The following is a 25,281-nucleotide window of genomic DNA, read 5'->3' on the forward strand; positions in this document are numbered from 1 at the left end:
GCGCGGTGGGGCCCGGCCCGTGGTCCCTGTCCGTCCGCCGGTAGGAACACCTGCGAGGAGACCGCACGGCGGTACCCGTACGGCGTAAGCCCACTGATCAAGGCTTATCCCGCCAGTGATCACTGGCGGGATATGTGGGGACCCTGAAAAGGCGTTACTCACGGGTACCGAAACTCTCCGTCTGGGCATAGCCTCCCCTCATGACGGACTCGCAGGCTCCCACCGCCATGGCCCCCCGGGCCACGAACCCGATCGCCCCCACACCCTCCGGTGCACGCACCGCGGCCGATGTGGTCACCCCCGAGGTGGTCGCGCATCTGACGCGTGGCGTGGTGGGTTCCGGGAGTACGGCCAACCACACCCCCTTCACCGGGGAGAAGCTGGCCGACCTGCCCGAGTCCACCCCTGAGGACGTGGCGACCGCCTTCGAGCGGGCCCGAGCGGCCCAGCAGGCGTGGGCCGCGATACCCGTGCGCACGCGGGCCGCCGTCCTGCTGCGCTTCCACGACCTGGTGCTCGCCCGGCAGGCCGAGGTCCTCGACCTCATTCAGCTGGAGACCGGCAAGGCCAGGCTGCACGCCCACGAAGAGGTCCAGGCCGTCGCCGTCGCCGCGCGCCACTACGGCCGCAAGGCACCCTCGTACCTCCGGCCCAAGGGCCACACCGGCGCGATCCCGACCCTCACGAAGGTCACCGAGCTGCGCCAGCCGCGCGGCGTGGTCGGTCAGATCGCCCCCTGGAACTACCCCTTCGAGCTGTCCATCGGTGACGCGCTGCCCGCCTTCGTCTCCGGCAACGCCGTGGTGATGAAGCCCGACACCGAGACCGCACTGACCGCCCTCTGGGCCCGTGACCTGATCATCGAGGCCGGACTGCCGCCCGAGGTCTTCCAGGTGGTGCTCGGCGAGGGCCCGGTGGTCGGCCCGGAGCTGGTCAAACACGCCGATTACGTCTCCTTCACCGGTTCGACGCGCACCGGCCGCGAGGTCGCCCAGGGCGCCGCGGCCCGGCTGATCGGCGTCTCGCTGGAGCTCGGCGGCAAGAACGCCATGCTGGTCCTGGAGGACGCCGACATCGAGAAGGCGGCGGCGGGCGCGGTACGGGCCTGCTTCTCCTCGGCGGGTCAGCTCTGCATATCGATCGAGCGGCTGTACGTCCACGAGTCGATCGCGGACACTTTCCTGGAGCGCTTCGCGGCCCGCACGAAGGCGATGCGGCTGGGCAACGCCCTCGCGTACGGCGCCGACATGGGCTCCCTCGTCGGCGAGCGGCAGCTGGAAACCGTGCGGCGGCACGTCGACGAAGCGGTGGCCAAGGGCGCCGAACTGATCGCGGGCGGTGTGCACCGTACCGACATCGGGCCGCTCTTCTACGAGCCGACCATCCTCGAAGGGGTCGACACCCCGATGGCGGTCTGCTCCGAGGAAACCTTCGGCCCGGTCGTCTCCGTCTACCGCTTCAAGGACGAGGACGAGGTGGTCGACATCGCCAACGCCACGCCCTACGGCCTCAATTCGAGCGTCTGGACCAGGAACGGCAGGCGCGGCCACGCCGTCGCCGCCCGGCTACGGACCGGCACGGTCAACATCAACGAGGGGTACGCGCCCGCGTACGGCAGTGTGCAGTCCCCGATGGGCGGCATGAAGGAGTCCGGGCTCGGCCGCAGGCACGGCTCGGAAGGCATCTACAAGTACACCGAGGCACAGACCGTCGCCCACCAGCGGATCATGCCGATGGCCCCGGCGTTCGGCATGAACGACGAGAAGTACGCCGCGTTCATGAGCCGCAGTCTCCGGGCGATGAAGGCCTTCCGCCTCCGCTGATCCCGCAGCCGCAGCCCGGCGGTCCCGTCACCCCGTCGCCGATCGTCCACGAGGAGAGTCCATGTCACAGGAGAGCTCTGTCCACGGCCCGGACGAGGGAACCGACGAAGGAACCGCCGCGGCCACCGCCGGGGAGCCGGACGACCAGGTGTACGACTACGACGTCCTCGTCGTCGGCTCCGGCTTCGGCGGCTCGGTCACCGCGCTGCGGCTCACCGAGAAGGGTTACCGGGTCGGCGTCCTGGAGGCCGGCCGCCGTTTCACCCCGGGCACGCTCCCCAAGAACTCCTGGGACATCAAGAACTACCTCTGGGCCCCGGCGCTCGGCCTGTACGGCATCCAGCGCGTCCACCTGCTCGGCAACGTGATGGTGCTGGCGGGCGCGGGCGTCGGTGGCGGCTCCCTCAACTACGCCAACACGCTGTACATCCCGCCCGCGCCGTTCTTCCAGGACCGCCAGTGGGCGTCCATCACCGACTGGCAGGCCGAGCTGGCGCCGTACTACGACCAGGCGCAGCGGATGCTGGGCGTGCGGCTCAACCCGACGATGACGCCGTCCGACGTCCATCTGAAGGCGACCGCCGAGGTGATGGGGGTGGGCGACTCCTTCCACATGGCGCCCGTGGGGGTCTTCTTCGGCGACGGGGCGGATGCCGACGGCAGGTCGAAGGCCGAGCCCGGCACGGCGGTCGACGACCCGTACTTCGGCGGCGCGGGCCCCTCCCGCAAAGCCTGCACCGAGTGCGGCGAGTGCATGACCGGCTGCCGTCACGGCGCGAAGAACACCCTCACCGAGAACTACCTCTACCTCGCCGAGAAGGCTGGTGCGGTCATCCGCCCGCTCACCTCGGTGACCGCGATCACGGAGCACGGCGAGGGCGGCTACCGGGTCAGTACCGTTCCGACGGACGCCCGCAGGAGGACGCCCGAGGTGCTGCGAGCGCGTCAGGTGGTGGTCGCGGCCGGGACGTACGGCACCCAGACCCTGCTCCACACCATGAAGGACCAAGGCCTGCTGCCGCGCATCTCGCCGAAGCTGGGCGAGCTGACCCGTACCAACTCCGAGGCCCTGGTGGGCTCGCAGACCACCGACCGCCGTTACCGCAAGAAGCACGGCGCTCCCCGGGCGGACTTCACCCGGGGCGTGGCCATCACCTCGTCCATCCACCCGGACGGCGATACGCACATCGAGCCGGTGCGGTACGGCAGGAAGTCCAACGCGATGGGCGCGCTGACGATCATCCAGGTGCCCTACAGCTCGCGGCGCGTGCTCGGCTGGTTCGGCAATGTCGCCAAGCACCCCTGGCTGACGGCCCGTTCGCTCTCCAACCGCCGGTGGTCCGAGCGGACCATCATCGGCCTGGTGATGCAGTCCCTGGACAACTCCCTGACCACCCACCGCAAGCGGGCCGGCCTCGGCAAGGGCCTGCTCACCGCGGTGCAGGGGCACGGTGCGCCCAACCCGAAGCAGATCGCCGAGGGCACCCGGGCCGCGACGCTCATCGCCGAGGAGATCAACGGCTTTCCCGGCTCGAACATCGGGGAGCTGATGGGCACCCCGCTGACCGCCCACTTCCTGGGCGGCTGCCCGATCGGCGCGTCCGCGGCGGAAGGGGTGATCGATCCGTACCACCGGCTGTACGGGCACCCGGGCATCTCGGTGGTCGACGGCTCCGCGGTCTCGGCCAATCTCGGGGTCAACCCCTCGCTGACGATCACCGCGCAGGCGGAGCGGGCGATGGCGTACTGGCCGAACAAGGGTGAGGAGGACCCCCGCCCGGAACAGGGCCAGGAGTACGAGCGGCTCGCGGCGGTCGCGCCGAGGTCTCCGGCCGTTCCCGGCGAGGCGTTCGGCGCGCTGAAGCTTCCGTTCCTGGGGATGCCGGTGGTCCCGCCGAAGAAGTGACCGCGCCCCCCCCGCACGGTCAGGACGTCCCGCACGGTCAGGACGGACTGCACGGTCAGGACGAACCGCACGGTCAGGACGAACCGCACGGTCAGGACGGACCGGACGTGCGGGAGGGCTGCACCCCCCTCCGAGTGCAGCCCTCCCGAGTCTGTGCGGGTCCGTCAACCGGTGGCGCCGCGCCCGCGCCGGTGCACGCCGAACACCACGCCCGCGCCGAGCACGACCGCGAACCCGCCGGTGAGCGCCAGGACGGGCAGGGGCGAGGGCGAACCGGTGTCGGCGAGGTCCCCGCGCACGGGAATCACGCGGGTCGAGAGGGCGTGGGGGGCCGCTGTGGGACCGGTGCGCCGCACCTTCCGACCCGTCCCGTTCCCGTTCCCGTCGCCGGCCGGGGTCCCGGCACCAGGACCCCCGCTGCCCGGCCGGGCCCCGGTGCTGCCCGCCGCGAGAACGGTGAACTCCCGCTCGGCGTACGCGTTGTGCACGCAGCCCGATTCCACGTCGACATAGCCGCCGAACCCGAAGGCGAAACTGTCCCCGGCCGGGGCGTCCTGGGCGATCTTCACCCGCAGCGGGATGTCGACGACGTCCCGGGCGCCCAGCTCGGTCTCGCCGAAGTAGACGCCGTAGCCGAACAGTTCCTCGTCGTCCAGGGACTCCCAGGTACCGGTGGTCCGGTCGAAGAACTGGACCGTGGCGTACGGCCCGAGCCAGTCCTTCTCGTCCTCGCTCTCGGAGTAGTTGTCCACCAGGGCGAGCCATTCGACCTTGCCGAGCTTCCGGCCGGTCGGGTTGGCCGCGCTGATCGTGAACGGATGCCAGCCGCTGCCCGCGACGATGCTGCCGGGCAGCCCGGAGATGCTCAGCCGGAGACTGCCCGTGGGATCGGTGACACCGTCGTCGGCCACCGGACAGTCGGCGGGCGGAGTGGTGACCGGCGGAGTGACGGGCGGCGCGGTGGTGGGCGGCGGGGTGACGACGGGCGCGGTCGTGGGCGGTTCCGTCGTGGGCGCCGGCTCGGTGGGCTGCGGGGCGGCGGAGTCCGGCGGGTCCGTGGTGGGCACGACGGCCGGGGGCGTCTCCACGTCGGCCGGAGAACCCACGTCGGCCGGAGCCACGGCCGCAGGCGTCCCGGTGGCAGGGGTCCCGCCGGAGGTCCCGTCCGCGTACGCAGCCGAGGCGGCCAGCAGAGCGACCGGAGCCATGACGGCGGTCGCGGCTGCGGCAGCCATCGTGCGGCGGAGCTTCATGCGGACCTCGTTGCGTACGGGACAGATGCGTTGCTGTGGTGCGGGGGCATACGGATGGGGCCACCAGCGGTACTGCATGAATGACCGGCCACCCCTGTGAATGGTTGCTTCCGTATTCACGGAATTCTTATGTGAGCTGCGTCACGAGAAGAGGGTCCGGGCGGGCACAGCAGTGGGCCCCGTGGAGGCGATTCCACGGGGCCCACTGGTTGCTCAACTGCGGATTGCTCAACTGCGGTGCTCACCTACGGGCTGGGAACCCGTGGACCGGGCTGCCGGTCCCGGGCGTCCCCGGAACCGACCGCCTTGGGTGACCGGACCGCTGTCCCCTGCCGTCCGGTCACGCGCGCTGAGACGTGGTCCCACGACGCACCTGCAGTACGTCACACGTCCCAGCGAAGCCACGCGTGGTTTTCCTCTTCCAACAAGGCCGCACCTGGCTGACACGGACGACTGGACCAACGAAGGCCCGCCGGGCCCGGTCACGCGCCGTACGGGTGAGAGCGGGCCCGAACTCAGATACGGGCTGTCGCCCCGGGTGTCAGATCCGCCCCCGGCACAGCTCCAGAACGGTCATCGCGAGCCCGGTGCCCGCCTTGCCCAGCGCCCCGCTGTAGTGGCCCAGGACCTCCAGCTCGCGCGAGAGGTTCACCCGGCGCCCGCCGGAGGCCGTCCGCGCCTCCTGGATGGTGGTCGACACGGCCATCCGTTCCTGGATCAGGCCGATGATCCGGTCGTCCAGGTCGTCGATGTGCTCACGTGCTCCGGTGATGAGGGCCGCCGCCTCGACGTTGCGGGCGCCGGTCTTCTCCGTACCGGCGGTGGCGGTGCTGGTGGCGGTGTTGGTGCTCATGTCCGTGACTCCTCAAGGGGTACGGCCCCCCGGGCTGCCTCGGTCCGGAATACACAGGCGCCCCGGACCTTGTCGGCCCGGGGCGCCTGGGGAAGTGTTTCTCAGTGGCTCAAGCAGCAGAACCAGAGAACCCACGGCAGCCGGTCGGGCCGGTGCCATAGGTAAAGACGAAGGTCAGCTGCTGATGCACGAGGTCAGTATGGACGGGTCCCGGAGGGAGAGACAACCCGGTTCCGCCGGCCCCGGTAGAATCGACATACCAGACCCCCTCATGTTCCCGCCGGAAGGCCGCCCCGTGCCAGCAGCACCCCCCGCCGCCCCCGAGGTCGTCCTCGTCGTCGACTTCGGCGCGCAGTACGCCCAGCTCATCGCCCGTCGCGTCCGTGAGGCGCGGGTCTACAGCGAGATCGTGCCGTCGACCATGCCGGTGGCCGAGATGCTGGCCAAGAACCCGAAGGCGATCATCCTCTCCGGCGGCCCGTCGTCGGTGTACGCACCGGGCGCGCCCACCGTCGACCGTGCGCTCTTCGAGGCCGGGGTCCCGGTCTTCGGTATGTGCTACGGCTTCCAGCTCATGGCGACCACCCTCGGCGGCACGGTCGACGACAACGGTGCGCGGGAGTACGGGCGTACCGGTCTCACCGTCTCCAAGCCCGCGTCGACCCTCTTCGAGGGCACCCCGGCCGAGCAGTCGGTGTGGATGTCGCACGGCGACGCCTGCTCCGCCGCCCCCGAGGGCTTCACGGTCACCGCGTCCACGGACGTCGTGCCGGTGGCGGCCTTCGAGAACGACGAGAAGAAGCTGTACGGCGTGCAGCACCACCCCGAGGTGCTGCACTCCACGCACGGCCAGCAGGTCCTTGAGCACTTCCTCTACCGGGGCGCCGGCATCGAGCCGACCTGGACCACGACCAATGTCGTCGAGGAGCAGGTCGCGCTGATCCGTCAGCAGGTCGGCACCAAGCGCGCCATCTGCGGGCTGTCCGGCGGTGTCGACTCCGCGGTGGCCGCCGCGCTGGTGCAGAAGGCCATCGGGTCTCAGCTGACCTGCGTGTACGTCGACCACGGCCTGATGCGCAAGGGCGAGACCGAGCAGGTCGAGAAGGACTTCGTCGCCGCCACGGGCGTGCAGCTCAAGGTCGTCGACGCCGAGGAGCGCTTCCTGAACGCGCTCAAGGGTGTCTCCGACCCCGAGACGAAGCGCAAGATCATCGGCCGCGAGTTCATCCGGGTCTTCGAGCAGGCGCAGGCGGAGATCATCGCCGACGCGGGCGAGGACGTCGCGTTCCTGGTGCAGGGCACCCTGTACCCGGACGTCGTCGAGTCCGGCGGCGGCACCGGCACGGCCAACATCAAGTCCCACCACAACGTGGGCGGGCTCCCCGAGGACATCGAGTTCGAACTGGTCGAGCCGTTGCGCCAGCTGTTCAAGGACGAGGTCCGGATGGTCGGCCAGGAGCTGGGCCTGCCGGACGAGATCGTCCAGCGCCAGCCCTTCCCCGGCCCCGGCCTCGGGATCCGCATCGTCGGTGAGGTCACCAAGGACCGCCTCGACCTGCTGCGCGAGGCCGACGCCATCGCCCGCGAGGAGCTGACGGCGGCCGGTCTCGACCGTGAGATCTGGCAGTGCCCGGTGGTGCTGCTCGCCGACGTGCGGTCGGTGGGCGTCCAGGGCGACGGCCGGACCTACGGCCACCCGATCGTGCTGCGGCCCGTCTCGTCCGAGGACGCCATGACGGCCGACTGGACGCGGATGCCGTACGACGTGCTCGGGAAGATCTCGACCCGCATCACCAACGAGGTCGCCGATGTGAACCGCGTGGTCCTCGACGTGACGAGCAAGCCGCCGGGCACCATCGAGTGGGAGTAGTCGCCACCGGGTGACTCCCCGACAGACCGCCGACGCCGCCGCCCGGGATTCCGGGCGGCGGCGTCGTGCTGTCCGGGGGCGGCTCTTTCCGTGCATGACTCTGTTCACCTGCGGTAACGCGCGGTAGCTTCCGGCCATGACTGAACCGGCCATGAGTGAGACGCCCGCCCCCGTACCGGTGGAACACCTGCGGTTCGCGATGCCGCCCGTCCACGAAACGCTCGCCGAGGAGCGCCAGTACCGCAAGGAACGGCTGGCGGGGGCGCTGCGGCTCTTCGCGCAGTACGGGTACGAGGACGGCGTCTCGGACCACATCACCGCCCGCGACCCCGGGTACGCCGACTGCTACTGGGTGAACCCCTTCGGGGTGCCCCTCGCGGACCTCGCGGCGCACGACCTGATCCTGGTCAACGGCGACGGGCAGGTCGTCGAGGGCAGTCGCCACGTCAACCAGGCCGCCTTCGCCGTCCACGCCCAGGTGCACCGGGCCCGGCCCGGTGTCGTCGCCGTTGCGCACAGCCACTCGCTGCACGGGCGGGCGCTCTCCACGCTGGGGGAACTGCTCGACCCCATCACGCAGGAGTCCTGTGCGTTCTACGAGGATCACGCCCTCTACGACTCCTACACCGGCGTGATCGTGGACGAGGAGGAGGGCCGCCGGATCGCCGCCGCGCTCGGTGCCCGCAAGGCCGTCATCCTGCGCAACCACGGACTGCTGACCGTGGGCGACTCGGTCGACGCGGCGGCCTGGTGGTTCGTCACCATGGAGCGCTCCTGCCAGGTCCAACTCGCCGCGCGTGCCGCCGGGAAGCCCGTGCTCATCGACCACCGGAGCGCGGTGGCCACCCGGGAGCAGCTGGGCAGCGATCTGGTCGCCTGGATCAACTACCAGCCGCTGTGGCAGCGGATCAGCCGTACCGGCCCGGACGCGCCGTGAGGGGTCGCGGACGCGCCGTGAGGGGTCGCCCGGAGGTGCTGTGACGGTTGCCCGGAGGCGCTGTGACCGGTCGGCCCGGGGTGCCGGTGCCGTGCCCGGGAACCCGACGCCGGAAGGCGTCAACCTGACGCCTTGTCAATCACCCCCGCTGACCTGACCCGACCTGACCTGCTGCGGGCACCGCCCGCTCGGTGCGGCACAATTCCCTTGAATTGCAAGGAAGTTCACGGGGGCAGGGAAAGGGCGGCGTTCTTCGTGGCGGTGCAGGAAGTAAGACAGGACGACGGTATGCGCGCCGGCGTACACGGCGGCGGCTGTACATGTCCGGACTGTCCGCACGGAGCACGCGAGGGCCACCGGCGGGCCGTCGCGGCATTTCTCGTGAAACGGGACGAACTGGCGGCCGGGCAGGGCCTGCCCACCGCCGTGGCCCACTCGGCGGGAGCCTCGCGCCAGTGGGTGTCCGACGAACTGACGGAGTCGGCGCGGGCGGTGGCCGAGCGCAGCAGGGAGGCCGGGGACGCCTGGTTCCCGCGGGTGTGGCAGCGCACGCTGGTGCTGCTGTGGGGGAGTGTGGTGGTCCTCGCGCTGGCCGAGTCGGCGACCGCGATCGGCGCGGGCTGGAGCGGGGCCCGTACCGCCGGGCTGCTCGCCGCGCTCGTCACGGCGGGGCTGCTGACCTGCGCGGCCCGCTTCCACCGGGCGCGCGGCGGACTCCTGGCCCCGGTGATCGGCGAGGACAACCGGCTCTCCACCTCGCGCGCGGTCGCCGCGTCATGGGTGCTGCTGGTGGTCTTCTCGGTGCTGGTCCTCATCCTCCAGCTCGCCGGAGCGTCCGGGCACCGTGAGCGCGACACCCTGATCGACGGGCTCGAACTGGCCCGGGGCGCGGGCATGGTGACCGTGCTCGCCCTGGTCTGCGCGATCGCCGTGGTGGCGCGGCGCGTGGTGTCCGTGCGGGTGCTGTCGCAGAAGCTCCAGAAGGTGCGCGCCGACCGCCCCCGCGCCGCCGATCTGCTCACCGACGACTCGGGGCGCGGCAGCTTCGCGGACGTGCAGTACGTCCTGGTGAGCACGGTCGCCGCGCTGTTCGCGGCGGTACGGCTGGCCCGCCGCCCCGACCAACTGCCCGACCTGCCGTGGGGGCTGGCGCTCCTGGTGGTGGTCTCGGCGGCCACGTACTTCGCGGGCAAGTACGCGGAGGGCGGACGCCCCGTGGTGCTCTCGGTGGTCCGCGCCCGGGAGGCCGGTGACCTGGACGCCCCGATCCGTACCGGCGACGACATCGAGATCCGCGGCGCGGGCTTCGTGCCGCCGGGCGCCGGGACACCCGACCGGCTGGCACGGATGGTGGTGCGCATCGGCGCGGTGCACGTCCACGTACCGCTGGTTCCCGTGCCGGGCGGCTTCGCCAACCCGACGGACACGGTGCTGACGGTGCCGGTACCGGTGGAGGTCGAGCCGGGGCGGGTGGAGGTACGTGTGATCACGGCGGCCGGGATGGAGACGGCGGCCTGCGAGATCGATGTGACGGATTAACGGTCCGCGATATACCGATTCTCGGTTTTCCAGATATTTCATTTCCGGCGTGTTCCTGAGCGGAAAGCCTGGGGTGGGTGACGGCGGGCGAAACGAATCGTTTCTACGGCCATGAGCACTTCTGACGCTCCAACCACGGCAGGCAAGGGACTTGGTTCCCTGATTCCGCAAGGAAATGCATATAAGCGAAACGAAAGCGTGCCGGGGCCACGTGCTTCGGGTTACCGGCGCGGGAAGCCGCCGTCGCACCGCATGTCGCCGCCGGCCGGATTCGACCGGACCGGATGTGACGGGGAGGCGACGCCGCTGTACGGGGAGTTGGTGAACCTCTGGGCCGCCCGGGGGGCCACACTCCCCGGTGCGCCGGACCCCGACTGGCGTCGTCTGGTCTCCTACCGCCACTTCCAGGAGGAGACGGAAGAGACATTGCGGATGCTCCGGCTCCAGGGTTCTTCCCTGCCCCTCAATTGGCCTAATGGTCAGGTTGTCCCGACGTCGGGGAATTGATCAATGAGGTGAATTTTGGGCTTTGTTAGGTTCTTTTGGCCTAGCTGAGCGTTGGTGCAGACCATGGAGTCCAGGGAATTGTGGGAGCGGCATGCGGTTCTGGCCGATGCCTTTTGCGGCGCGGACGACCATGTGCGCCGTGCACAGTCGGTGTTCGACGGCGCGCAGGCCGAGCGCGCGAGGATGCTGGCTGCCTTCGCCATCACCGTGGGCAGTGACGGCGCGGTTGCCGACATGCTGGGGCTGAACGAACGCGAGGTGCGGGTGGCGCGCCGCACCGTGGGCAAGGACGACGCGCGGTCGCTCGCCGACACGCTGCTCACCAGGCCGTCGGACGAGCAGCCCGAACCGGATGCGGTGCAGCAGGAGGATGCCGATTCCTTCCTGCTTCCCGCCTCCGGGAACCCGGGGTATCCCACGCCCCCGGCGCCCGCGCAGCCCCCCATTCCTCCGCCCCGCACCGAGCAGTTCCCGGCCCCGGCCCCCGATGTGCCGATGGCGGGTCCGGAGTGGTCCCCCGCGCTGGACGCGTTCCTGGTGGAGGGCTGGAACAACGGGATCGACGTCGTCGCGCTGGCGGCCCAACTCGGCATCGAACTGGCGCAGTTGGTCTCCCGGGCCCAGCATCTCTCCGCGGAGGGGCGGCTCGCGCAGGTACGGCGGGACGCGGGCCGCCACCGGCGTACGGCGGGGGACCCGGGGTCCGTCACGCAGCCCTCGCCCGACGCCGGTTACTTCATGGGCCCGCCGTCCGGCGCCGCCTGGCCGCCTCCGGGCCCCGGAGTCATGGCCGCGGGTCCCTGGCAGGGCGACACCCAGCACCAGGTCCCGTACGAGCAGTACGGGCAGTACGGGCAGTACGAGCAATACGGGCAGTACGCGCAGTACGCCCAGCCCGGATACGGGTGGGGTCCCGACGCCTCCGGGGCCCTGCCCCGGCGCGACTGGGACGGCATCCTGCACGACTGGGAACGCTCCTACCCCGCCGACCGCTGACCCTCGTCCGCGCCCCCGTCCGCACCCCCGTCCGCACCTCTCCCAACCCGCCAAGGAAAATCGTGCCTGTGCCACGCCACAGCGGAGGCGCACCACGGGGCAACCGGAGAGGGAGGACCAGATCATGGTTCAGGGATATCGGACGGGTATGCCCAGTGGGTTCGGCGCCGCACGGGGACGCCGTGGCGGTCGCTGGAAGGAGACCGCGCGCCGCCACTCGCTGCTTCCGCTCCGCGTCTTCCTCGGCGTCACGTTCTGCTACGCCGGAATCGACAAGCTCACCGACTCCGCCTTCCTCCACGCGTCGGGCGCCGGCTCGATCGGCGAGCTGATGCACTCCGTGCGCGACTCGGCGGCCGTGCCCGGCCTGGTGGACCTCGCCCTGAACGGCCCGTCCTGCTTCGGATACGCGATCGCCCTCGGTGAACTGGCCGTCGGCCTGGGCACCCTGCTGGGCCTCTTCGGCCGGGTCGCCGCGCTCGGCGGGGCCCTGATCTCGCTCAGTCTCTGGCTGACCGTGAGCTGGCGGTCCACGCCGTACTACTACGGGAACGACCTCGTCTACCTCATGGCCTGGCTGCCGCTCCTGCTCGCCGGGTCGCCGCTGCTCTCCGCCGACGCCTTCCTGGCGGACCGCCGCCGTACCCCGTAGGCGAGCCAGTTGACGATCCCCGCCAGCGCCAAGCCGATGCCGAGCATCGGCAGCGCGGCGCCGGACGGTGTCTCCCAGAGGCCGCCCGCGTCACCGAGGTACACGGTGGCGATGCCCAGCAGCGCCAGCCCCGCGACGAGCTTGCCCGGCCGGAACTCGTGCCGGAACTCGCGCCGGTACGTGTACGGCGGTGCGTACGGGGGCGTCGGCGGGGGCGTCTGCGGGGACTCCCGTCCCGATTGTTCACTTCGCACGGGTCACCTCCGCCTGTCCGACGCCGACTTCCACATACAGGTTCACGGTGCGCGGTGCGCCGCCGATCGCATCGTTGACCGCCTTGCCGACCACCGGTACGGCGGGGAGCGTCACCGTTCTGTCCTGGCCCGGCGAGATGTCGATGTCGTTCGGCCCTTCGCCGGGCAGTTGGACGTCCCCGAGGCCGACCGTGACCTTCAACCGCACTGTCACATTTTTCGGTACGACGACCGTCGCCCGCCCGGCGCCCACCACCACCCGGGTACTCACGGACTGACCCGGCGGCACATCGAGGCCGCCGAGGTTCAGCGTGCCGACGCCCGAGCCGACCTGGTAGCGGGGCCGGACGTCCGCCGGCGAGGTGGGCCGCCAATCCGTGCGCACCCAGTGCGGGGAGACATCCTTCGGCAGCGCGGTCGCCCCGGCCAGCAGCCCGGTGGTGAGCACCACCATGACGAGCGTGCCGCCGCCGGTCCGGCCGACGAACGCGCTGAGCAGCATGCCCAGCCCGAAGACCGCGAGCGCACAGGACAGCCCGATCTGGAGGCTCGTGCCGACCGGGTGGCCGTGCCACGCGAGACCGGTGCCGAGACCGGCCGCGACCAGCGCGAGCAGGAAGACCCGGCCGCCGATGCCGCGCGGCCCGCGGCTCGCCGCCGCCGGAGCGGCGGTCCAGGGGGACTGGCGGGACGGCGGCGGCTCCGCGGCGGAGTCCGAGGGCCCCCAGAGGTAGCCCGAACCGACCGGTCCCGTCGTGCCGTCCTTGACGATCGGGTCCCGCCACCAGGACGGACTGCCCGGCGTCGGCGGCGCCTTCGTCTCCGGCGGCGCGTCCGGCACCTTCTGCCCGGCCGTACCCGAAGCCCCCGGCGCCCTGGTGGCCCCCGGCACCGGCGAGGCCGTCTCGGGCGGCGCCATCCGGCGCCGCTCCGACCAGACCGCGCAGCCCGCGGTGGCCAGCGACAGCAGCGCGGCGAAGACCAGCACCGACACGTAGTGCAGCATCGACAGGAAGAACCCGCACCCGGCCAGCGCCAGGAGCACCGCCGCCATCGAAGCGCCCTCGACCCGGCCGGTCAGCAGCCTGCGCGCCTCGTTCTCGTCCTCGCCGTCCTGCTGGATCACCAGCCAGGCGAACCCGTAGAAGATCAGCCCGACACCGCCGGTCACCGCCAGCACACCGAGCACGACCCGGAAGACCACCGGGTCGAGGTCGAAATGCCTGCCCAGCCCGCCGCACACCCCGGCGACCACCTTGTTCTTCCGGTGGCGCCGCAGTTGCGGTCGCGGCTCGTCCTGCGGCGGCGGCGTTGTCATACGTCCATGGTGACGGTCGTCCCGTGCCGGTGGGGGCCGCGGCGACCCTGGCCGATCCCTGATTTCGCGCGCGGGAACCAGGGGGTTTTCCCTGATGCCCGCACCAGCCCGTACATGTGACGATCGAACCATGCCAGTCGCCCCGCCCCGCCCCGCAGGCGCCGCCGCCTCCGAAGCGCCGGACGAACCACCGCTGCGCAAGCTGTACCGCAGCGCCGAAGGGCGCATGCTGGGCGGCGTCGCGCGCGGGCTCGCCGGTCATCTCGGGGTGCCCGTCTCCTGGGTACGTGCCGCCTTCATCGTGCTCTTCACCCTGGAGGGCCTCGGGGCGCTGCTGTACGTCGCGTTCTGGTTCGTCGTACCGCTCGGCGCGGGCGGCGTCGAAGCGAACCGTTCCCTCTTCGAGGAGTCCCCGGACGGCCGCCGGAAGTTGCTGCGCAAACCGGACGGCGGCCAGATCGTCGCCCTGGTCGCGCTGATCATCGGCGTGGCGATCTTCATCGGGAACGTGGACATCGGCGGCGACGCGAGCCCGTACATCTGGCCCGTCCTGCTGATCGGCGCCGGTGTCGTCCTGGTCTGGCGCCAGGCGGACAATTCGCGGCGCGCCCACTGGACGGAGGTCGGCCGCCGCAGCCGGCTGCTCCCGCTGGGCCGCGCCCTGGCCGGGGTCGCACTGGTGGGCGCCGGTCTGGCCGCGTTCATCGTGATCCGCGGCTCCTCGGCCCAGCTCGGCAACGTCCTCACCGCGACCCTCGCCGTGCTCGCCGGTATCGCTCTCCTCGCGGGCCCCTGGCTCGTACGGATGACGCAGGACCTCTCCCAGGAACGCCTGATGCGCATCCGCGCCCAGGAGCGCGCGGAGGTCGCCGCCCACGTCCACGACTCCGTCCTGCACACCCTGACCCTGATCCAGCGCAACGCGGAGGACCCGGGCGAGGTCCGGCGGCTGGCCCGCGCCCAGGAACGTGAGCTGCGCGCCTGGCTGTACAAGCCCGAGGGCACCGGCAAGGACAAGGACGACGAACCCGAGACCCTCGCGGAAGCCGTCAAACAGTCCGCCGCCGAGGTCGAGGACAAGCACGGGGTCCCGCTGGAGGTCGTGGTCGTCGGCGACTGCCCGCTCGACGAGAAGCTGTCCGCACAGATGCAGGCCGCGCGGGAAGCCATGGTGAACGCCGCCAAGTACGGTGGCGAGGGCGGGGCGGTACAGGTCTACGCGGAGGTCGAGGGCCGTACGGTCTTCGTGTCCGTACGGGACCGGGGCCCCGGCTTCGACCTGGACGCGGTACCGGACGACCGCATGGGCGTACGAGAATCGATCATCGGCCGTATGCAGCGCAACGGCGGCACGGCAAGCCTGCGTTCCGCTCCCGACGGCGGCACCGTAGTGGAACTGGAGATGGAGCGAGCATGACCGAGCCCACCGAGACCGGAGCAACCGCAGAGAGCCGCAGGGTCCGGGTCGTGCTCGTCGACGACCACCGGATGTTCCGTACCGGAGTCCAGGCCGAGATCGGCCAGACGGAGACGACGGGCGTCGAGGTCGTCGGCGAGGCCGCCGACGTCGACCAGGCGGTCACGGTCATCAAGGCCACCCGCCCCGAGGTGGTCCTCCTCGACGTCCACCTCCCGGGCGGCGGCGGCGTCGAAGTCCTGCGCCGCTCGGCCGCGTTGATGTCCGACCCGGAGCACCCGGTCCGCTTCCTCGCCCTGTCCGTCTCGGACGCGGCGGAGGACGTCATCGGTGTGATCCGGGGCGGCGCCCGCGGCTACGTCACCAAGACGATCACCGGCTCCGACCTGGTCGACTCGGTCTTCCGCGTCCAGGACGGCGACGCGGTCTTCTCCCCGCGCCTCGCGGGCTTCGTCCTCGACGCCTTCGCCTCGACGGACGCCCCGCCGGTCGACGAGGACATGGACCGGCTGACCCAGCGCGAGCGCGAGGTCCTGCGGCTGATCGCGCGCGGCTACGCGTACAAGGAGATCGCGAAGCAGCTCTTCATCTCGGTGAAGACGGTCGAGTCGCACGTCTCGGCGGTGCTCAGGAAACTCCAGCTCTCCAACCGCCATGAACTGACCCGCTGGGCTACGGCGCGACGGCTGGTCTGACGGATGGCCGGCCGCCCGGGTCGACGGCCGGGCGACCCGGCCGGAACCCGGGCTCGTCCGGCACCCCGTCCCCGTATCTCTCCCGGTGCTCCCGGGTGGGTTCCCACTCCCTCCGGCAACCCGCGCAGTGCCAGCGCCAGTTGTCCGCAGCCGTCGGCGCGGTGAGGCTGGTGTCCTTCCACAGCGGGGGGCGCCGGGGGCAGTGGGGGCAGTTCGGCGGCTTCAGCACCATGGCTCACTCCTCAGGGATCCGGGTCAGCCTGGTGCGTCGGCGGATCGCGCGCCTCGCGGACGGGGTGGGGCCACTCGTTCGGGGGACGGGGGGCCTCCCCGCGGCTGACAGTGCCCGGAATCGGCCGAGGCCGGGGGCCCTGTACGGCAAGGTGGCGCCGAGGATCCCGCAGAGCGTAGAAGGAGACCGACGGTGACTGACGACCTGTCCTCGGTGGCGCACTTCCTCTTCGAAGCGGGCACGCTCAAGCAGGCGCGGCGCACTGGCTGGTGGATGGCCGGAGTGCGTGATCCGGAGAGCGTCGCCGACCACTCGTGGCGTACCTCGCTGATCGCCTCGATCATCGCGAAGCTGGAGGGCGCGGACCCGGCGCGGGCGGCGTTCCTCGCGGTGTGGCACGACTCGCAGGAGTCCCGTACCGGAGACGTCAACTACCTGGGCAAGAAGTACGCGTCGGGTGCGGACCCCAGGGAAGTGACCGCCGACCAGGTAGCCGGTATGCCGGAGGTCCTCGCGTCCACGGTGCGTGATCTGGTCGCGGAGTACGAGGCCAAGGAGTCGCCGGAAGCGGTCTGCGCCCGGGACGCGGACAAGCTGGAATGCCTGCTCCAGGGCATCGAGTACAAGGCACAGGGGTACGAGAACGCTCAGCGGTGGATCGACAACAGCCGACCTCGGCTGGTCACGGACACCGCGTGCCGTCTCGCCGACGAACTGCTCGGTCAGGGCTCGCTGGACTGGCTGCGGGAGGCGCTCGGAGAACAGAAGCGCTGAACGGCCCCGAAGCTCACCGCACCGCCGATCACGCAAGGAGACCCGCAATGTTCGTACAGCCCTGGGACGCCGGTCTGGACGAAGCCGAGTGGCGGACCTGGCTGGCCGAGGGGCACGACTTCGGGCAGCTGGCCGTCAACGGCCTGCCCGGCCACCCGCCGGTCGTCGTCCCCACCCACTTCATCTGCGACGGGCGCCACCTCCTGGTGCACCTCGCACGACCCAACCCCGTCTGGAAGGCGATCGAGCACGATCCGAACGTCGTCCTCGGTGTCATCGGCGACTACGCGTTCATCCCCGGCCCCTGGCGCGCCAAGGCCGACATCCCGCCCCAGGACGGCGTTCCCACCAGCTATTACGCGGCCGTCCAGTTCACCTGCCGCGCCACGGTCGTCGACGACCCGGAGGCCAAGGCCGAACTGCTGCGCCGCCAGCTCGCCCACTTCCAGCCCGAGGGCGACCACGCCCCCGTCGCCGTCGACCAGCCGCCGTACGGACGGATGCTGTCCGGCATCCGTGGCCTGAGTCTGGAAGTCACCGAGGTGCGGGCCAAGTTCAAGTACGACGACCACAAACCCGTCGAGTACCGGGCCGCCGTCGCCGACCACCTCACCGCGCGCGGCGCGGGACTCGACGTCCCCGCCGCCCGTCAGCAGCGCCGCCGCCTGGACCGCCTCGGTCCCTGGAAACCCTGACCCCGCCAACTGCCCGTCAACGAGCCCGGATCGCGTCGGGCTGTCCCGGCAGGATCTCGCCCGAAACCGGGTCCAGTTCGAACCACACCGTCTTCCCGATGCCGTAAGGGCGCGGCTCCGAGCCCCACGCGGCGGCGAGCGCCGACACCAGCTCGAGACCGCGTCCCGTCTCGTCGTCCTCGGCGGGGTGCCGGAGCTCCGGCAGCGCGTTGCACGCGTCCGTCACTTCGATACGCAGCGTGTCGTCCTCCCGCAGGATGCAGCGCGCCCACACCTCCCGGCCCGGGGGTACGTACGCGTGCCGCACCGCGTTCGTCATCAGCTCGCTGAGCAGAAGGACGGACGTGTCGGCCACCTCGTCCGGCACCTTCCAGGCCCGCATCTGCTCGCTGAGCAGCACACGGGCCCGGCCCACGCTGCGGGGGCGGCGGGGGAGCCGCCATTCGATGTCCTTGGGCATTCCGCTGTTCATGCTCATAGCGTGCCGAGAAGGGAATAGCGTGGGGAGTGACGGCATGTGTACGCAGGGTAGTTGTACACGTGGTGCCCCTGGGAGGCGTGCGAGTGTCGGAGGCGTGGCGGTACTGCGGTAATCAGATCAAGTTGTGGCGTACGCGCGCGGGGGTGACGCGGGATCAGCTCGGTGCGGAGGCCGGGTACAGCTATGACTACGTACGGTCGATGGAGGTCGGCAGGCGTAAGCCGACGCTGAGGCTGCTGGAGGCGGCGGACCATCTGTGTGAAGCGGGCGGGCTTCTGTGTGCGGCGCAGCAGTTCCTGCGGCCGGAGAAGTTCGCGGAGTATTCGCAGGCCTACGCGGAAGCCGAAGAGCGCGCGACTGTCGTCTATTGGTACGAGGTTGCACTCATTCCCGGCCTGTTGCAGACGGAGGCGTACGTTCGTGAGCTGATCGGGAACAGTTGCCCTCCACTCGACGAGGAGACGGTCGACGAACGGGTGGCCGCACGACTGGAGCGGCAGCAGATGCTGGCGGGCAAGCCGACGGTGCTGTTCAACTTCGTTATCTACGAAGCTGCGCTGCGCGCCAAGGTGGGCGGTCGGGAGCTGATGAAGCAGCAACTGCATCACCTGTTGGAGCTCGGGAAGTTGCGCAACGTATCGGTTCAGGTGCTTCCTGCCGAACTGGCCGCGTACCCGGGGCTGGGTGGCCCGTTGGTCCTGCTGGAGACCAAGGAGCACGAGCGGTTCGCCTACGTCGAGGGGCAGGAGACCGGGGTCCTCTACTCGGCGCCAGACAAGGTCAGTGCCCTCACGCAGCGCCATGGAATGATCCGCATGCAGGCTCTTAGCGTTGAGGACTCTGTCCGGTACATAAAGAAGTTGGCGGAGGAGCTGTGAGCAACGTGATGGCCTGGTTCAAGTCGAGCTATAGCAATGACCAGGGTGGCGCGTGCGTGGAAGTCGCCCTTTCCTGGCGCAAGTCCAGCTACAGCGACACCGAAGGCAGCGCGTGCGTAGAGGTCGCCACCTGCCCCGCGATCGTCCACGTCCGGGACTCGAAGCTGGTCGACAGTCCCCAACTCGCCCTCCCCGCCCCCTCATGGGCCGCCTTCCTCGCGTACGCCGCCCGGAACTGAGCGTCGGGATTCGGGGCTCGGGACCCGAGCTTCTTCTGTAAGGAATGGGTGGTCGGGTTCAACCCACCCACCCTCCCAACACCCCGCACACCCGCGCCTCTTGACTTTCGGTGATCGGCTTGCCACGGGCAGTCGTCACCCTCTAGCGTTTGCGGCAACAAACAGCCCCGGCAGGTGTTAGCGCACCGACCGGGGCCTGACCAACAAGATCGAGAACCAAGAAAGCGATCTCATGGCTGTTGCCAATTTTAATGCTGCCCCGTCCGCGTCCGCACACCCCCAGGCCAAGCCGGGGTACGGCAAGCGTTCCGCACCGGACCAAGCCCCGCGCCGTAAGGGCGATTTCGCGCATCTGCCGCCCCGTGAGGCGTACCTCGCCGCGTACATCGACCGGTTGCCCGAAGGCGCCGCGATGGACGTGAAGACCCTGGCCAAGGCCCAGCCGCAGTACGGGCAGCAGGCCGTCGCCGCCGCTCTCAACGCGCTTTCCGCAGCCGGTCATCTGCGCCGTATCCGCAGGTCCGTGGGGGAGGGCCGGACCCAGTGGGTGCAGCGGACGGCCTTCTCGCGGACCGCGCGGGAGGACTCCTGGTGGGCGCGGTTCCTGGACGGTGATGTGCCGCAGCCGGACGTGGTGCCCGCGCGGTCCGGGGCGTACGAGGCGCTGGCGTCCCTGGGGCGGGCCGACGTACGGCTGGTGCTCTCGGCGGGCGAGTGTGGCGCGCTGGAGGAGCAGGCCGGGGTGTGGCTGGCGCGGGACGGTGATCGCGGCCGGTTCGTAAGGGCGTTGACGGCGGGGCTGCCGTCGGAGGTCCATGCGGCCGGGGCGTTCGTACGGCAGCGGCTCACCGACAAGATGCCGCCGGAGCGGATGCCGACCGCCCCTGGTGCGAGGTCCGGGTGGGTCATGGAGTGCACGAACTGTGGCCGCCCGGGAGCCCCCGACGCGCTGCCCGGCGGCATCTGCGCCGAGTGCCGCAGCCTGCCCCCGGAGGAGGTGCACCGCCGGGTGGCGACCCTGCGCGAGGCGGGCGGGCTGCGGTCCGCGCGTACTGCGGGAGGCGAGAGCCGTGCGGGAGTGCGTTCGGCTCAGGTGTCGGCGCTGCGGCGCCGGTCGGGAGTGAACAGGTAGGCGATTGCCATGTTGCTGAGCTCGTCCGCGTACCGGCGCATGGCCGCTTCTTCGGCGGGGTCGGGGCGTACGGAGTTGTGGAAGCAGGCGCCCAGGACGGCGCGGGCCACGGTGTCCAGTGCCTGCTGCGGCTGGGAGCGGCAGATCTGGTCGGTGTAGGGGGCTGCTGCTTCGAGCAGGAGGCGGTGGAGTTCGGTGATGGTGCGGGCGCCGCGATCCAGTGACCTGGTCGCCCGCGTGCGCAGCAACTCGGGGAAGAGGCTGCTGCTGTCGGCGAAGGACTGCAGCAAGGCGTGTGCGTAAGCGTCCATGACGCCGGGGAGTGAGGGCTCGGCCGTACGCAGTTGCTCGGCCACGTACTCCTCCCGGCGCTCCAGCATCCGGTCGGACAGGGCGCTGATCAGCTGCTCTTTGTCTTCGAAGCGGCGGTAGATCGTGCCGACGGAGACCCCGGCGCGTTCCGCGACGCCGGCGATCGTCATCTCCTCCAGGCCGTCGGTGGAGGCGATCTCCTCGGCTGCCCGCAGTACGCGGGCCAGGGTCGCGGCACTGCGGGCCTGCCGGGGCTCCCGGTAGGCCGCTGGACGCTCCGGCTCCTCGGTCATGTCCCGCATGGTAGCGGCGGCGCTCTCACCAGGTCCTTTTGACAATTGATGTACTCCTCGGCCTCCTCGGCGTACGCTCGCGATGCGAACGTGAATTCGCATTCACATTTTAGGAGGTTCGACGATGACCGACAACCAGACTCTCCCGCCCGTCACCGTGACGCTTGAGGCCGGCCCCACCGGCGCCGGGAGCATCGACGACTTCGAGCTCTTCTACGCCCGCCGCGCCCTGGAGCGCTTCCGGACGCTGCTGGGCCGCCAGGGGCTCCTCGACCTTCTGGCCGCGGACATCGAGGAGGGCAACGCCTTCCTGCGCGAGAGCGCTCGCACCTCCGACGGCAGCTTCAAGGCAGGCACCACCGTGCTCACGACGAAGGGCCTCACCTCGGGTGCCTTCCTTGCCTGGATGGACAAGGCGTTCGCGGGTGACGAGAGCGCACTCCTCGCGGCGCACCCCGAGCACTACGTGATGGGCACCGACTCCATCGGAGCGCGCGTGGTGGAGAACATCGGCCCCCACGTCGCCGACTTCTACATGGGCGGCTGGGGAACGGAAGCTCTGGCCTGGGCCGCGGACGCGGACGAACTCCTTCCGGAGTCCGAGTTTCCGCGCAAGATGTCCTCGAACCTCTTCCTGGCCGACGGCACCGTCGTCGGGCGGGCGCTGATCCAGTTCGGTGACACCGCCGACGGCTTCACCGCGAACCTGACGGTCTACTTCCCCGTCACGTGCCCGGACGAGGTCCTGGACCACCACCTGCGGCACTACGCCGTCGAGTTCAGGAACTGGATCACTGCCGCCGCTGCCGCCCGCGCCTGAGATCCCGTGTCGACGCCAGGGCCGCCCCGGCGTCGACACGCCGCGCGGACCGCCCGTCCGAGCGCGCCGCATCCGGCTCGCAGGACCATACGGCCGGCCTCAATTCCATGACCACCGGCTCGGCGTCAACTGCTGGACCGCTGTGCCCCGAGGCCGTCCTCCGCCGGGGCTTTCGGGGTCCGTTCGCGCAGGAGTTGGAGGAATGCGCGGGCGGCGGGTGAGGCGCCGGACGCGGTCCAGACCGCGCGCACCGTTCGCGGAGGCACACCCGTCGTCGCCACCGCGCTCACCCCGGGCATGGTCGCTGCGGTGGCGGCGGGCACCAGGCCGATGCCGAGGTCGCGCGCCACGAGCTGTTCCAGCAGCGCCATGGTGTCGGCCTCGAAGGCGACGGTGCGGGTGACGCCCGCCGCCGTGAAGGCCGCGTCGTTGTGCCGGCGGATGCCGGAGCCGGGCGGCATGTCGACCATGTCCTCCTCGGCCAGCCTGCCCGGCGTCACCTGCGCCGTTCCGGCCAGCGGATGTCCGGTCGGGACGATGGGGGCTGTGGCGGGCGCCTGCCTGCTGGCCTTCGCCGTGCTCGTGCTCATCGCGCTGGCGGTACGCCTGCCCCCGTGCCCCCGTGCCCCCGTGCCCCCGTGCCCCCGTGCCCCCGTGACGCCCTGACCCCGGCCGTACGCGGTCAGGCAGCCGCGGCAGGGTGGGCGCGGTGTGGGCCGTACGGGTGCTGTCGTACCTCTTCCGGCCGCGCGAACCGTGCGGCTGTCCTGGTTGTGGTGTAGGACGCATCGCCTGGTACATTGCTATGCATGGAACGCGGTAAGGCAAGTCCCAAGGCGCCGGAGAAGGTCGAGAGCCAACTCCGCAAAGGGGTTCTGGAGTACTGCGTCCTGGCTCTGATGCGTGACGGGCCCAAGTACGGGGTCGAACTGCTGAGCGCGTTGCAGGACACCGGGACCCTGGCGACCAGCCAGGGCACGGTCTACCCACTGCTGTCACGGCTGAGACGGGACGAACTCGTCGTCACCACCTGGCAGGAGTCCGCATCCGGACCGCCGCGGCGTTACTACGAACTGACCGAGGCCGGGCACGCGGCGCTCGACGAGTTCGCCGGGATCTGGCCAGGATTCCGTGACGCCGTCGACCATCTCCTCACGCCGACCGCCGGGCATCGGCGCGACTCTGGAAAGGCACAACCATGAAGACCGACGACACTCTCGTCCGGGACTACCTCGCGGCCGTCGAGCGCGAGAGCGGGGCGCTGCCCCCGGCAGCCCGCCAGGAGCTCGTCGCCGACCTGGGTGAGCACATAGAGGTCGCGCTCGCCGAACGGCCCGGCAGCATCCGCGAGATCCTCCAGGAGGTGGGCGACCCGCGCACGATCGCCGCCACGGCGCTCCAGGAGCTCGGCCACACCCCTGACGCGCGCGCCCGCAAGCCCCGCCGTCGCCGCTCCCCGGCGTGGCTGCCGATCACGCTCCTGCTGGTCAGCGATGTCCTGCCCTACGCGGCGCCCAGTGCCAATGTCCTGTCCTTGATCAGCGTCGCCTTCATGATCGCTGCCCTCGTGATGGTGTGCCGCGCCGGCCACTGGACGGCGGCCCAGAAGTGGATCGGCCTCACGCTGACCGTCATCCTCCCCGTGGTCCTTCACGTCGTCTGGTACGCCGTCTTCATCGCCCCTGACGACAGCCATCCGAGCGGGGCGTTCCGCTGGACGGTCGTCGCCTTCGTGTTCGTCCTGACACTCGTCGGCTGCGGGTGGCTGTGGCGCACCAAGCGCTCCTGAGTGCACACCTCGGTGCCCACCTCGCAGGCCCGGCGCGGAGTGCGCATCGCCTGCTGAGCTGCTGAGCCGGTGAGCCGCTGAGCCGTTATGCCGACCCGGGCCCGGATTCGCGGCCCGAGGCCGGGGGCCTGCCCCGCCGGGGGATGGCGCCCGCGTCGCGCGGGAGGCGTCCCGCGTCGGCGAGCGCCCCGCGGAGCAGGAACTCGATCTGGGCGTTGGCGCTGCGCAGTTCGTCCGCGGCCCAGCGGGCCAGCGCGTCGTGCACGGACGGGTCCAGTCGCAGCAGGATCTGCTTGCGCGTCCGGGCCGCGCGTTTCGGCGGCGGAGCGCCGGAGGGGCCCGGGGTGCCGGGGGCTTCCTCGTTCACTGGCCCCTCCTCGTTCGCTGCGCCTTCCGCGTTCACTGGCCCTTCTGCGCTCACTGGTAGAGCGAGCCGGTGTTCAGGACCGGCTGGACAGCGCGGTCGCCGCACAGCACCACCATCAAGTTGCTCACCATGGTGGCCTTCCGCTCCTCGTCCAGCTCGACGATGCCCTGCTCGCTGATCCTGACGAGCGCCTGCTCGACCATACCGACCGCGCCCTCCACGATCTGCTGACGGGCCGCCACCACGGCCCCGGCCTGCTGCCGCTGGAGCATCGCCGAGGCGATCTCCGGCGCGTACGCGAGGTGGCTGAACCGCGACTCGATGATCCGCACGCCCGCCGCCCGTACGCGCGCGGTCAGTTCCAGGGACAGCTTCTCGGTGATCTCGTCGGCGTTGCCACGGAGGGACAGCGCGTCCTCGTCGTGCGAGTCGTACGGGTACTCGATGGCGATGTGCCGGACGGCGGACTCGGTCTGGGTGGCGACGAACTTGCGGTAGTCGTCCACCTCGAACAGTGCCTGTGCGGTGTCCTCGACCTTCCACACCACGACCGCCGCCAGCTCGATCGGGTTGCCGTAGGCGTCGTTGACCTTCATCACGGGGGTCTCGTTGTTCCGGACCCGGGTGGAGATCTTCCGCGAGCTGGTCAGCGGGTTCACCCAGCGCAGGCCGTCCTGGCGGATCGTGCCGACGTACCGCCCGAAGAGCTGGATGACACGGGCCTCGCCGGGCGCGACCATCTTCACGCCGGTCATGCAGAACAGCGAGCCGAGCAGGACGACGAGGCCGATGACGATCAGCGCGGCGCCGAGCCCGCCGCCACTGACGCCGCCGCCGATGAGCAGCCCGATCCCGACGACGACGCCGAGCACGGTCAGCAACAGGGCGGCCCCGCCCGCCATGCCGTGGGCCTGGGTCTCCTGGACGTGCGGTGCGGGCATGGCCGGGGTGTCGGCCTCCAGTCCGGCCGATGTGGTGGCGTGGGGTCCCGCCGGGGCCTTCGGGGGTATGCCGGGAGTCTCGGGCGCGCTGGGTGTACCGGGCGTGCCGGGTGTACTGGTCATGGGGTTCTCCGTCCTCGGGCTCCGGCCGTGACCGGTGCCGCCTGATCCTGCTCCCGTGAAGCTGATGCCGTGGGATGCTCTCGTGCAGAAATCAAAGTGATATCTAATTTCTAGCAGGCGCCCCGGGGGCGGGCAAGTGGTACGGGCCCGCCCGGTGCGGTCGCGGAGCAGTCGCTCATATATGT

General features: G+C 70.7%; 26 protein-coding genes. 17 read left to right on the forward strand and 9 right to left on the reverse strand.

Going from position 1 to position 25,281, the window contains the following annotated elements:
* Positions 1–200 precede the first annotated feature (200 nt).
* Positions 201–1,823 (forward strand): succinic semialdehyde dehydrogenase, encoded by a 1,623-nt coding sequence (locus NBY69_RS08125; protein WP_250299414.1) that lies wholly within the window; start codon positions 201–203, stop codon positions 1,821–1,823.
* Between the two features lie 61 nt (positions 1,824–1,884).
* Positions 1,885–3,729 (forward strand): GMC oxidoreductase, encoded by a 1,845-nt coding sequence (locus NBY69_RS08130; RefSeq protein WP_250299417.1) that lies wholly within the window; start codon positions 1,885–1,887, stop codon positions 3,727–3,729.
* A 164-nt stretch (positions 3,730–3,893) separates the two neighbouring features.
* On the opposite strand, the gene NBY69_RS08135 is transcribed toward NBY69_RS08130, so the two are convergent.
* On the reverse strand, positions 3,894–4,982 hold the full coding sequence (locus NBY69_RS08135) for a hypothetical protein (RefSeq protein WP_250299420.1): 1,089 nt from the start codon (positions 4,980–4,982) through the stop codon (positions 3,894–3,896).
* A gap of 541 nt (positions 4,983–5,523) precedes the next feature.
* Positions 5,524–5,835, reverse strand: a complete 312-nt coding sequence (locus tag NBY69_RS08140) for a chorismate mutase (RefSeq protein WP_250299422.1) — start codon at positions 5,833–5,835, stop codon at positions 5,524–5,526.
* A 295-nt stretch (positions 5,836–6,130) separates the two neighbouring features.
* Here NBY69_RS08140 and guaA point away from each other — a divergent pair, with 295 nt between their 5' ends.
* The 5 genes from guaA to NBY69_RS08165 all read left to right on the forward strand — a co-directional run bounded on the left by guaA (position 6,131) and on the right by NBY69_RS08165 (position 12,336).
* Complete coding sequence (gene guaA, locus NBY69_RS08145) at positions 6,131–7,705, forward strand: glutamine-hydrolyzing GMP synthase (RefSeq protein ID WP_250299423.1); 1,575 nt, start codon at positions 6,131–6,133, stop codon at positions 7,703–7,705.
* Between the two features lie 136 nt (positions 7,706–7,841).
* On the forward strand, positions 7,842–8,642 hold the full coding sequence (locus NBY69_RS08150; protein WP_250299425.1) for a class II aldolase/adducin family protein: 801 nt from the start codon (positions 7,842–7,844) through the stop codon (positions 8,640–8,642).
* Between the two features lie 288 nt (positions 8,643–8,930).
* Positions 8,931–10,181, forward strand: a complete 1,251-nt coding sequence (locus NBY69_RS08155) for a hypothetical protein (RefSeq protein WP_250299428.1) — start codon at positions 8,931–8,933, stop codon at positions 10,179–10,181.
* Between the two features lie 570 nt (positions 10,182–10,751).
* Positions 10,752–11,684: a hypothetical protein gene (locus NBY69_RS08160; RefSeq protein WP_250299430.1), complete on the forward strand. Its 933-nt coding sequence runs from the start codon at positions 10,752–10,754 to the stop codon at positions 11,682–11,684.
* Between the two features lie 148 nt (positions 11,685–11,832).
* Complete coding sequence (locus tag NBY69_RS08165) at positions 11,833–12,336, forward strand: DoxX family membrane protein (protein WP_250299432.1); 504 nt, start codon at positions 11,833–11,835, stop codon at positions 12,334–12,336.
* Here NBY69_RS08165 and NBY69_RS08170 read toward each other — a convergent pair.
* Together NBY69_RS08170 and NBY69_RS08175 are read right to left on the reverse strand one after the other, a co-directional pair.
* On the reverse strand, positions 12,246–12,590 hold the full coding sequence (locus tag NBY69_RS08170; protein ID WP_250299433.1) for a hypothetical protein: 345 nt from the start codon (positions 12,588–12,590) through the stop codon (positions 12,246–12,248). The two genes, NBY69_RS08165 and NBY69_RS08170, sit on opposite strands and share 91 nt — an antisense overlap.
* Positions 12,580–13,908: a PspC domain-containing protein gene (locus NBY69_RS08175; RefSeq protein WP_250299435.1), complete on the reverse strand. Its 1,329-nt coding sequence runs from the start codon at positions 13,906–13,908 to the stop codon at positions 12,580–12,582. Before NBY69_RS08175 ends, NBY69_RS08170 begins: the two co-directional genes overlap by 11 nt.
* Before the next feature lie 130 nt (positions 13,909–14,038).
* Here NBY69_RS08175 and NBY69_RS08180 point away from each other — a divergent pair, with 130 nt between their 5' ends.
* From NBY69_RS08180 to NBY69_RS08195, 4 genes are all read left to right on the forward strand, one after another.
* Positions 14,039–15,325: a PspC domain-containing protein gene (locus NBY69_RS08180; RefSeq protein ID WP_250299438.1), complete on the forward strand. Its 1,287-nt coding sequence runs from the start codon at positions 14,039–14,041 to the stop codon at positions 15,323–15,325.
* Complete coding sequence (locus NBY69_RS08185; RefSeq protein WP_250299440.1) at positions 15,322–16,020, forward strand: response regulator transcription factor; 699 nt, start codon at positions 15,322–15,324, stop codon at positions 16,018–16,020. Before NBY69_RS08180 ends, NBY69_RS08185 begins: the two co-directional genes overlap by 4 nt.
* 424 nt (positions 16,021–16,444) lie before the next feature.
* Positions 16,445–17,026 (forward strand): HD family hydrolase, encoded by a 582-nt coding sequence (locus NBY69_RS08190; RefSeq protein WP_250299441.1) that lies wholly within the window; start codon positions 16,445–16,447, stop codon positions 17,024–17,026.
* Positions 17,027–17,073: 47 nt separating this feature from the next.
* Positions 17,074–17,721, forward strand: a complete 648-nt coding sequence (locus NBY69_RS08195; protein ID WP_250299443.1) for an FMN-binding negative transcriptional regulator — start codon at positions 17,074–17,076, stop codon at positions 17,719–17,721.
* A gap of 16 nt (positions 17,722–17,737) precedes the next feature.
* Here the strand turns inward: NBY69_RS08195 and NBY69_RS08200 are convergent, their stop codons facing one another.
* Complete coding sequence (locus NBY69_RS08200; protein ID WP_250299445.1) at positions 17,738–18,193, reverse strand: ATP-binding protein; 456 nt, start codon at positions 18,191–18,193, stop codon at positions 17,738–17,740.
* Between the two features lie 92 nt (positions 18,194–18,285).
* Between NBY69_RS08200 and NBY69_RS08205 the strand changes: the two genes are divergently transcribed.
* The 3 genes from NBY69_RS08205 (at position 18,286) to NBY69_RS08215 (ending at position 20,451) form a co-directional block, all read left to right on the forward strand.
* A complete protein-coding gene (locus NBY69_RS08205; protein WP_284347896.1) occupies positions 18,286–19,080 on the forward strand; it encodes a helix-turn-helix transcriptional regulator in 795 nt (264 codons plus the stop codon).
* 8 nt (positions 19,081–19,088) lie between these two features.
* Positions 19,089–19,319, forward strand: a complete 231-nt coding sequence (locus NBY69_RS08210) for a DUF397 domain-containing protein (protein ID WP_374211237.1) — start codon at positions 19,089–19,091, stop codon at positions 19,317–19,319.
* A gap of 232 nt (positions 19,320–19,551) precedes the next feature.
* On the forward strand, positions 19,552–20,451 hold the full coding sequence (locus tag NBY69_RS08215) for a hypothetical protein (protein ID WP_250299450.1): 900 nt from the start codon (positions 19,552–19,554) through the stop codon (positions 20,449–20,451).
* On the opposite strand, the gene NBY69_RS08220 is transcribed toward NBY69_RS08215, so the two are convergent.
* Complete coding sequence (locus NBY69_RS08220; RefSeq protein ID WP_250299452.1) at positions 20,409–21,056, reverse strand: TetR/AcrR family transcriptional regulator; 648 nt, start codon at positions 21,054–21,056, stop codon at positions 20,409–20,411. The two genes, NBY69_RS08215 and NBY69_RS08220, sit on opposite strands and share 43 nt — an antisense overlap.
* A gap of 124 nt (positions 21,057–21,180) precedes the next feature.
* Between NBY69_RS08220 and NBY69_RS08225 the strand changes: the two genes are divergently transcribed.
* Positions 21,181–21,876, forward strand: a complete 696-nt coding sequence (locus NBY69_RS08225) for a hypothetical protein (protein WP_250299454.1) — start codon at positions 21,181–21,183, stop codon at positions 21,874–21,876.
* Positions 21,877–22,001: 125 nt separating this feature from the next.
* Here NBY69_RS08225 and NBY69_RS08230 read toward each other — a convergent pair whose 3' ends face one another.
* The gene (locus NBY69_RS08230; protein WP_250299456.1) at positions 22,002–22,466 is read right to left on the reverse strand and encodes a LysR substrate-binding domain-containing protein; all 465 of its coding nucleotides are present in this window, start codon (positions 22,464–22,466) and stop codon (positions 22,002–22,004) included.
* A 219-nt stretch (positions 22,467–22,685) separates the two neighbouring features.
* Here NBY69_RS08230 and NBY69_RS08235 point away from each other — a divergent pair, with 219 nt between their 5' ends.
* Both NBY69_RS08235 and NBY69_RS08240 read left to right on the forward strand, forming a co-directional pair.
* The gene (locus tag NBY69_RS08235) at positions 22,686–23,078 is read left to right on the forward strand and encodes a PadR family transcriptional regulator (protein WP_250299458.1); all 393 of its coding nucleotides are present in this window, start codon (positions 22,686–22,688) and stop codon (positions 23,076–23,078) included.
* Positions 23,075–23,665: an HAAS signaling domain-containing protein gene (locus NBY69_RS08240; protein ID WP_250299460.1), complete on the forward strand. Its 591-nt coding sequence runs from the start codon at positions 23,075–23,077 to the stop codon at positions 23,663–23,665. The genes NBY69_RS08235 and NBY69_RS08240 overlap by 4 nt, the downstream gene beginning before the upstream one ends.
* 85 nt (positions 23,666–23,750) lie before the next feature.
* Here the strand turns inward: NBY69_RS08240 and NBY69_RS08245 are convergent, their stop codons facing one another.
* On the reverse strand, positions 23,751–24,032 hold the full coding sequence (locus NBY69_RS08245; protein ID WP_250299461.1) for a hypothetical protein: 282 nt from the start codon (positions 24,030–24,032) through the stop codon (positions 23,751–23,753).
* 50 nt (positions 24,033–24,082) lie between these two features.
* Entirely contained in the window at positions 24,083–24,973 is an 891-nt protein-coding gene (locus tag NBY69_RS08250; RefSeq protein WP_250299574.1) for an SPFH domain-containing protein, read from the reverse strand.
* Between the last annotated feature and the right edge of the window lie 308 nt (positions 24,974–25,281).

It is taken from the genome of Streptomyces sp. A 4/2 (genome assembly GCF_940670765.1).
Classification (GTDB): Bacteria; Actinomycetota; Actinomycetes; order Streptomycetales; family Streptomycetaceae; genus Streptomyces.

Bases quoted from the DNA above. Each gene is read 5' to 3' on its own strand.
- NBY69_RS08125 (WP_250299414.1), top strand. From the start codon at position 201: ATGACGGACTCGCAGGCTCCCACCGCCATGGCCCCCCGGGCCACGAAC.
- NBY69_RS08130 (WP_250299417.1), top strand. From the start codon at position 1,885: ATGTCACAGGAGAGCTCTGTCCACGGCCCGGACGAGGGAACCGACGAA.
- NBY69_RS08135 (WP_250299420.1), bottom strand. From the start codon at position 4,982: ATGAAGCTCCGCCGCACGATGGCTGCCGCAGCCGCGACCGCCGTCATG.
- NBY69_RS08140 (WP_250299422.1), bottom strand. From the start codon at position 5,835: ATGAGCACCAACACCGCCACCAGCACCGCCACCGCCGGTACGGAGAAG.
- NBY69_RS08150 (WP_250299425.1), top strand. From the start codon at position 7,842: ATGACTGAACCGGCCATGAGTGAGACGCCCGCCCCCGTACCGGTGGAA.
- NBY69_RS08155 (WP_250299428.1), top strand. From the start codon at position 8,931: ATGCGCGCCGGCGTACACGGCGGCGGCTGTACATGTCCGGACTGTCCG.
- NBY69_RS08160 (WP_250299430.1), top strand. From the start codon at position 10,752: ATGGAGTCCAGGGAATTGTGGGAGCGGCATGCGGTTCTGGCCGATGCC.
- NBY69_RS08165 (WP_250299432.1), top strand. From the start codon at position 11,833: ATGCCCAGTGGGTTCGGCGCCGCACGGGGACGCCGTGGCGGTCGCTGG.
- NBY69_RS08175 (WP_250299435.1), bottom strand. From the start codon at position 13,908: ATGACAACGCCGCCGCCGCAGGACGAGCCGCGACCGCAACTGCGGCGC.
- NBY69_RS08180 (WP_250299438.1), top strand. From the start codon at position 14,039: ATGCCAGTCGCCCCGCCCCGCCCCGCAGGCGCCGCCGCCTCCGAAGCG.
- NBY69_RS08185 (WP_250299440.1), top strand. From the start codon at position 15,322: ATGACCGAGCCCACCGAGACCGGAGCAACCGCAGAGAGCCGCAGGGTC.
- NBY69_RS08195 (WP_250299443.1), top strand. From the start codon at position 17,074: ATGTTCGTACAGCCCTGGGACGCCGGTCTGGACGAAGCCGAGTGGCGG.
- NBY69_RS08200 (WP_250299445.1), bottom strand. From the start codon at position 18,193: ATGAACAGCGGAATGCCCAAGGACATCGAATGGCGGCTCCCCCGCCGC.
- NBY69_RS08210 (WP_374211237.1), top strand. From the start codon at position 19,089: ATGGCCTGGTTCAAGTCGAGCTATAGCAATGACCAGGGTGGCGCGTGC.
- NBY69_RS08215 (WP_250299450.1), top strand. From the start codon at position 19,552: ATGGCTGTTGCCAATTTTAATGCTGCCCCGTCCGCGTCCGCACACCCC.
- NBY69_RS08220 (WP_250299452.1), bottom strand. From the start codon at position 21,056: ATGACCGAGGAGCCGGAGCGTCCAGCGGCCTACCGGGAGCCCCGGCAG.
- NBY69_RS08225 (WP_250299454.1), top strand. From the start codon at position 21,181: ATGACCGACAACCAGACTCTCCCGCCCGTCACCGTGACGCTTGAGGCC.
- NBY69_RS08230 (WP_250299456.1), bottom strand. From the start codon at position 22,466: ATGAGCACGAGCACGGCGAAGGCCAGCAGGCAGGCGCCCGCCACAGCC.
- NBY69_RS08235 (WP_250299458.1), top strand. From the start codon at position 22,686: ATGGAACGCGGTAAGGCAAGTCCCAAGGCGCCGGAGAAGGTCGAGAGC.
- NBY69_RS08240 (WP_250299460.1), top strand. From the start codon at position 23,075: ATGAAGACCGACGACACTCTCGTCCGGGACTACCTCGCGGCCGTCGAG.
- NBY69_RS08250 (WP_250299574.1), bottom strand. From the start codon at position 24,973: ATGCCCGCACCGCACGTCCAGGAGACCCAGGCCCACGGCATGGCGGGC.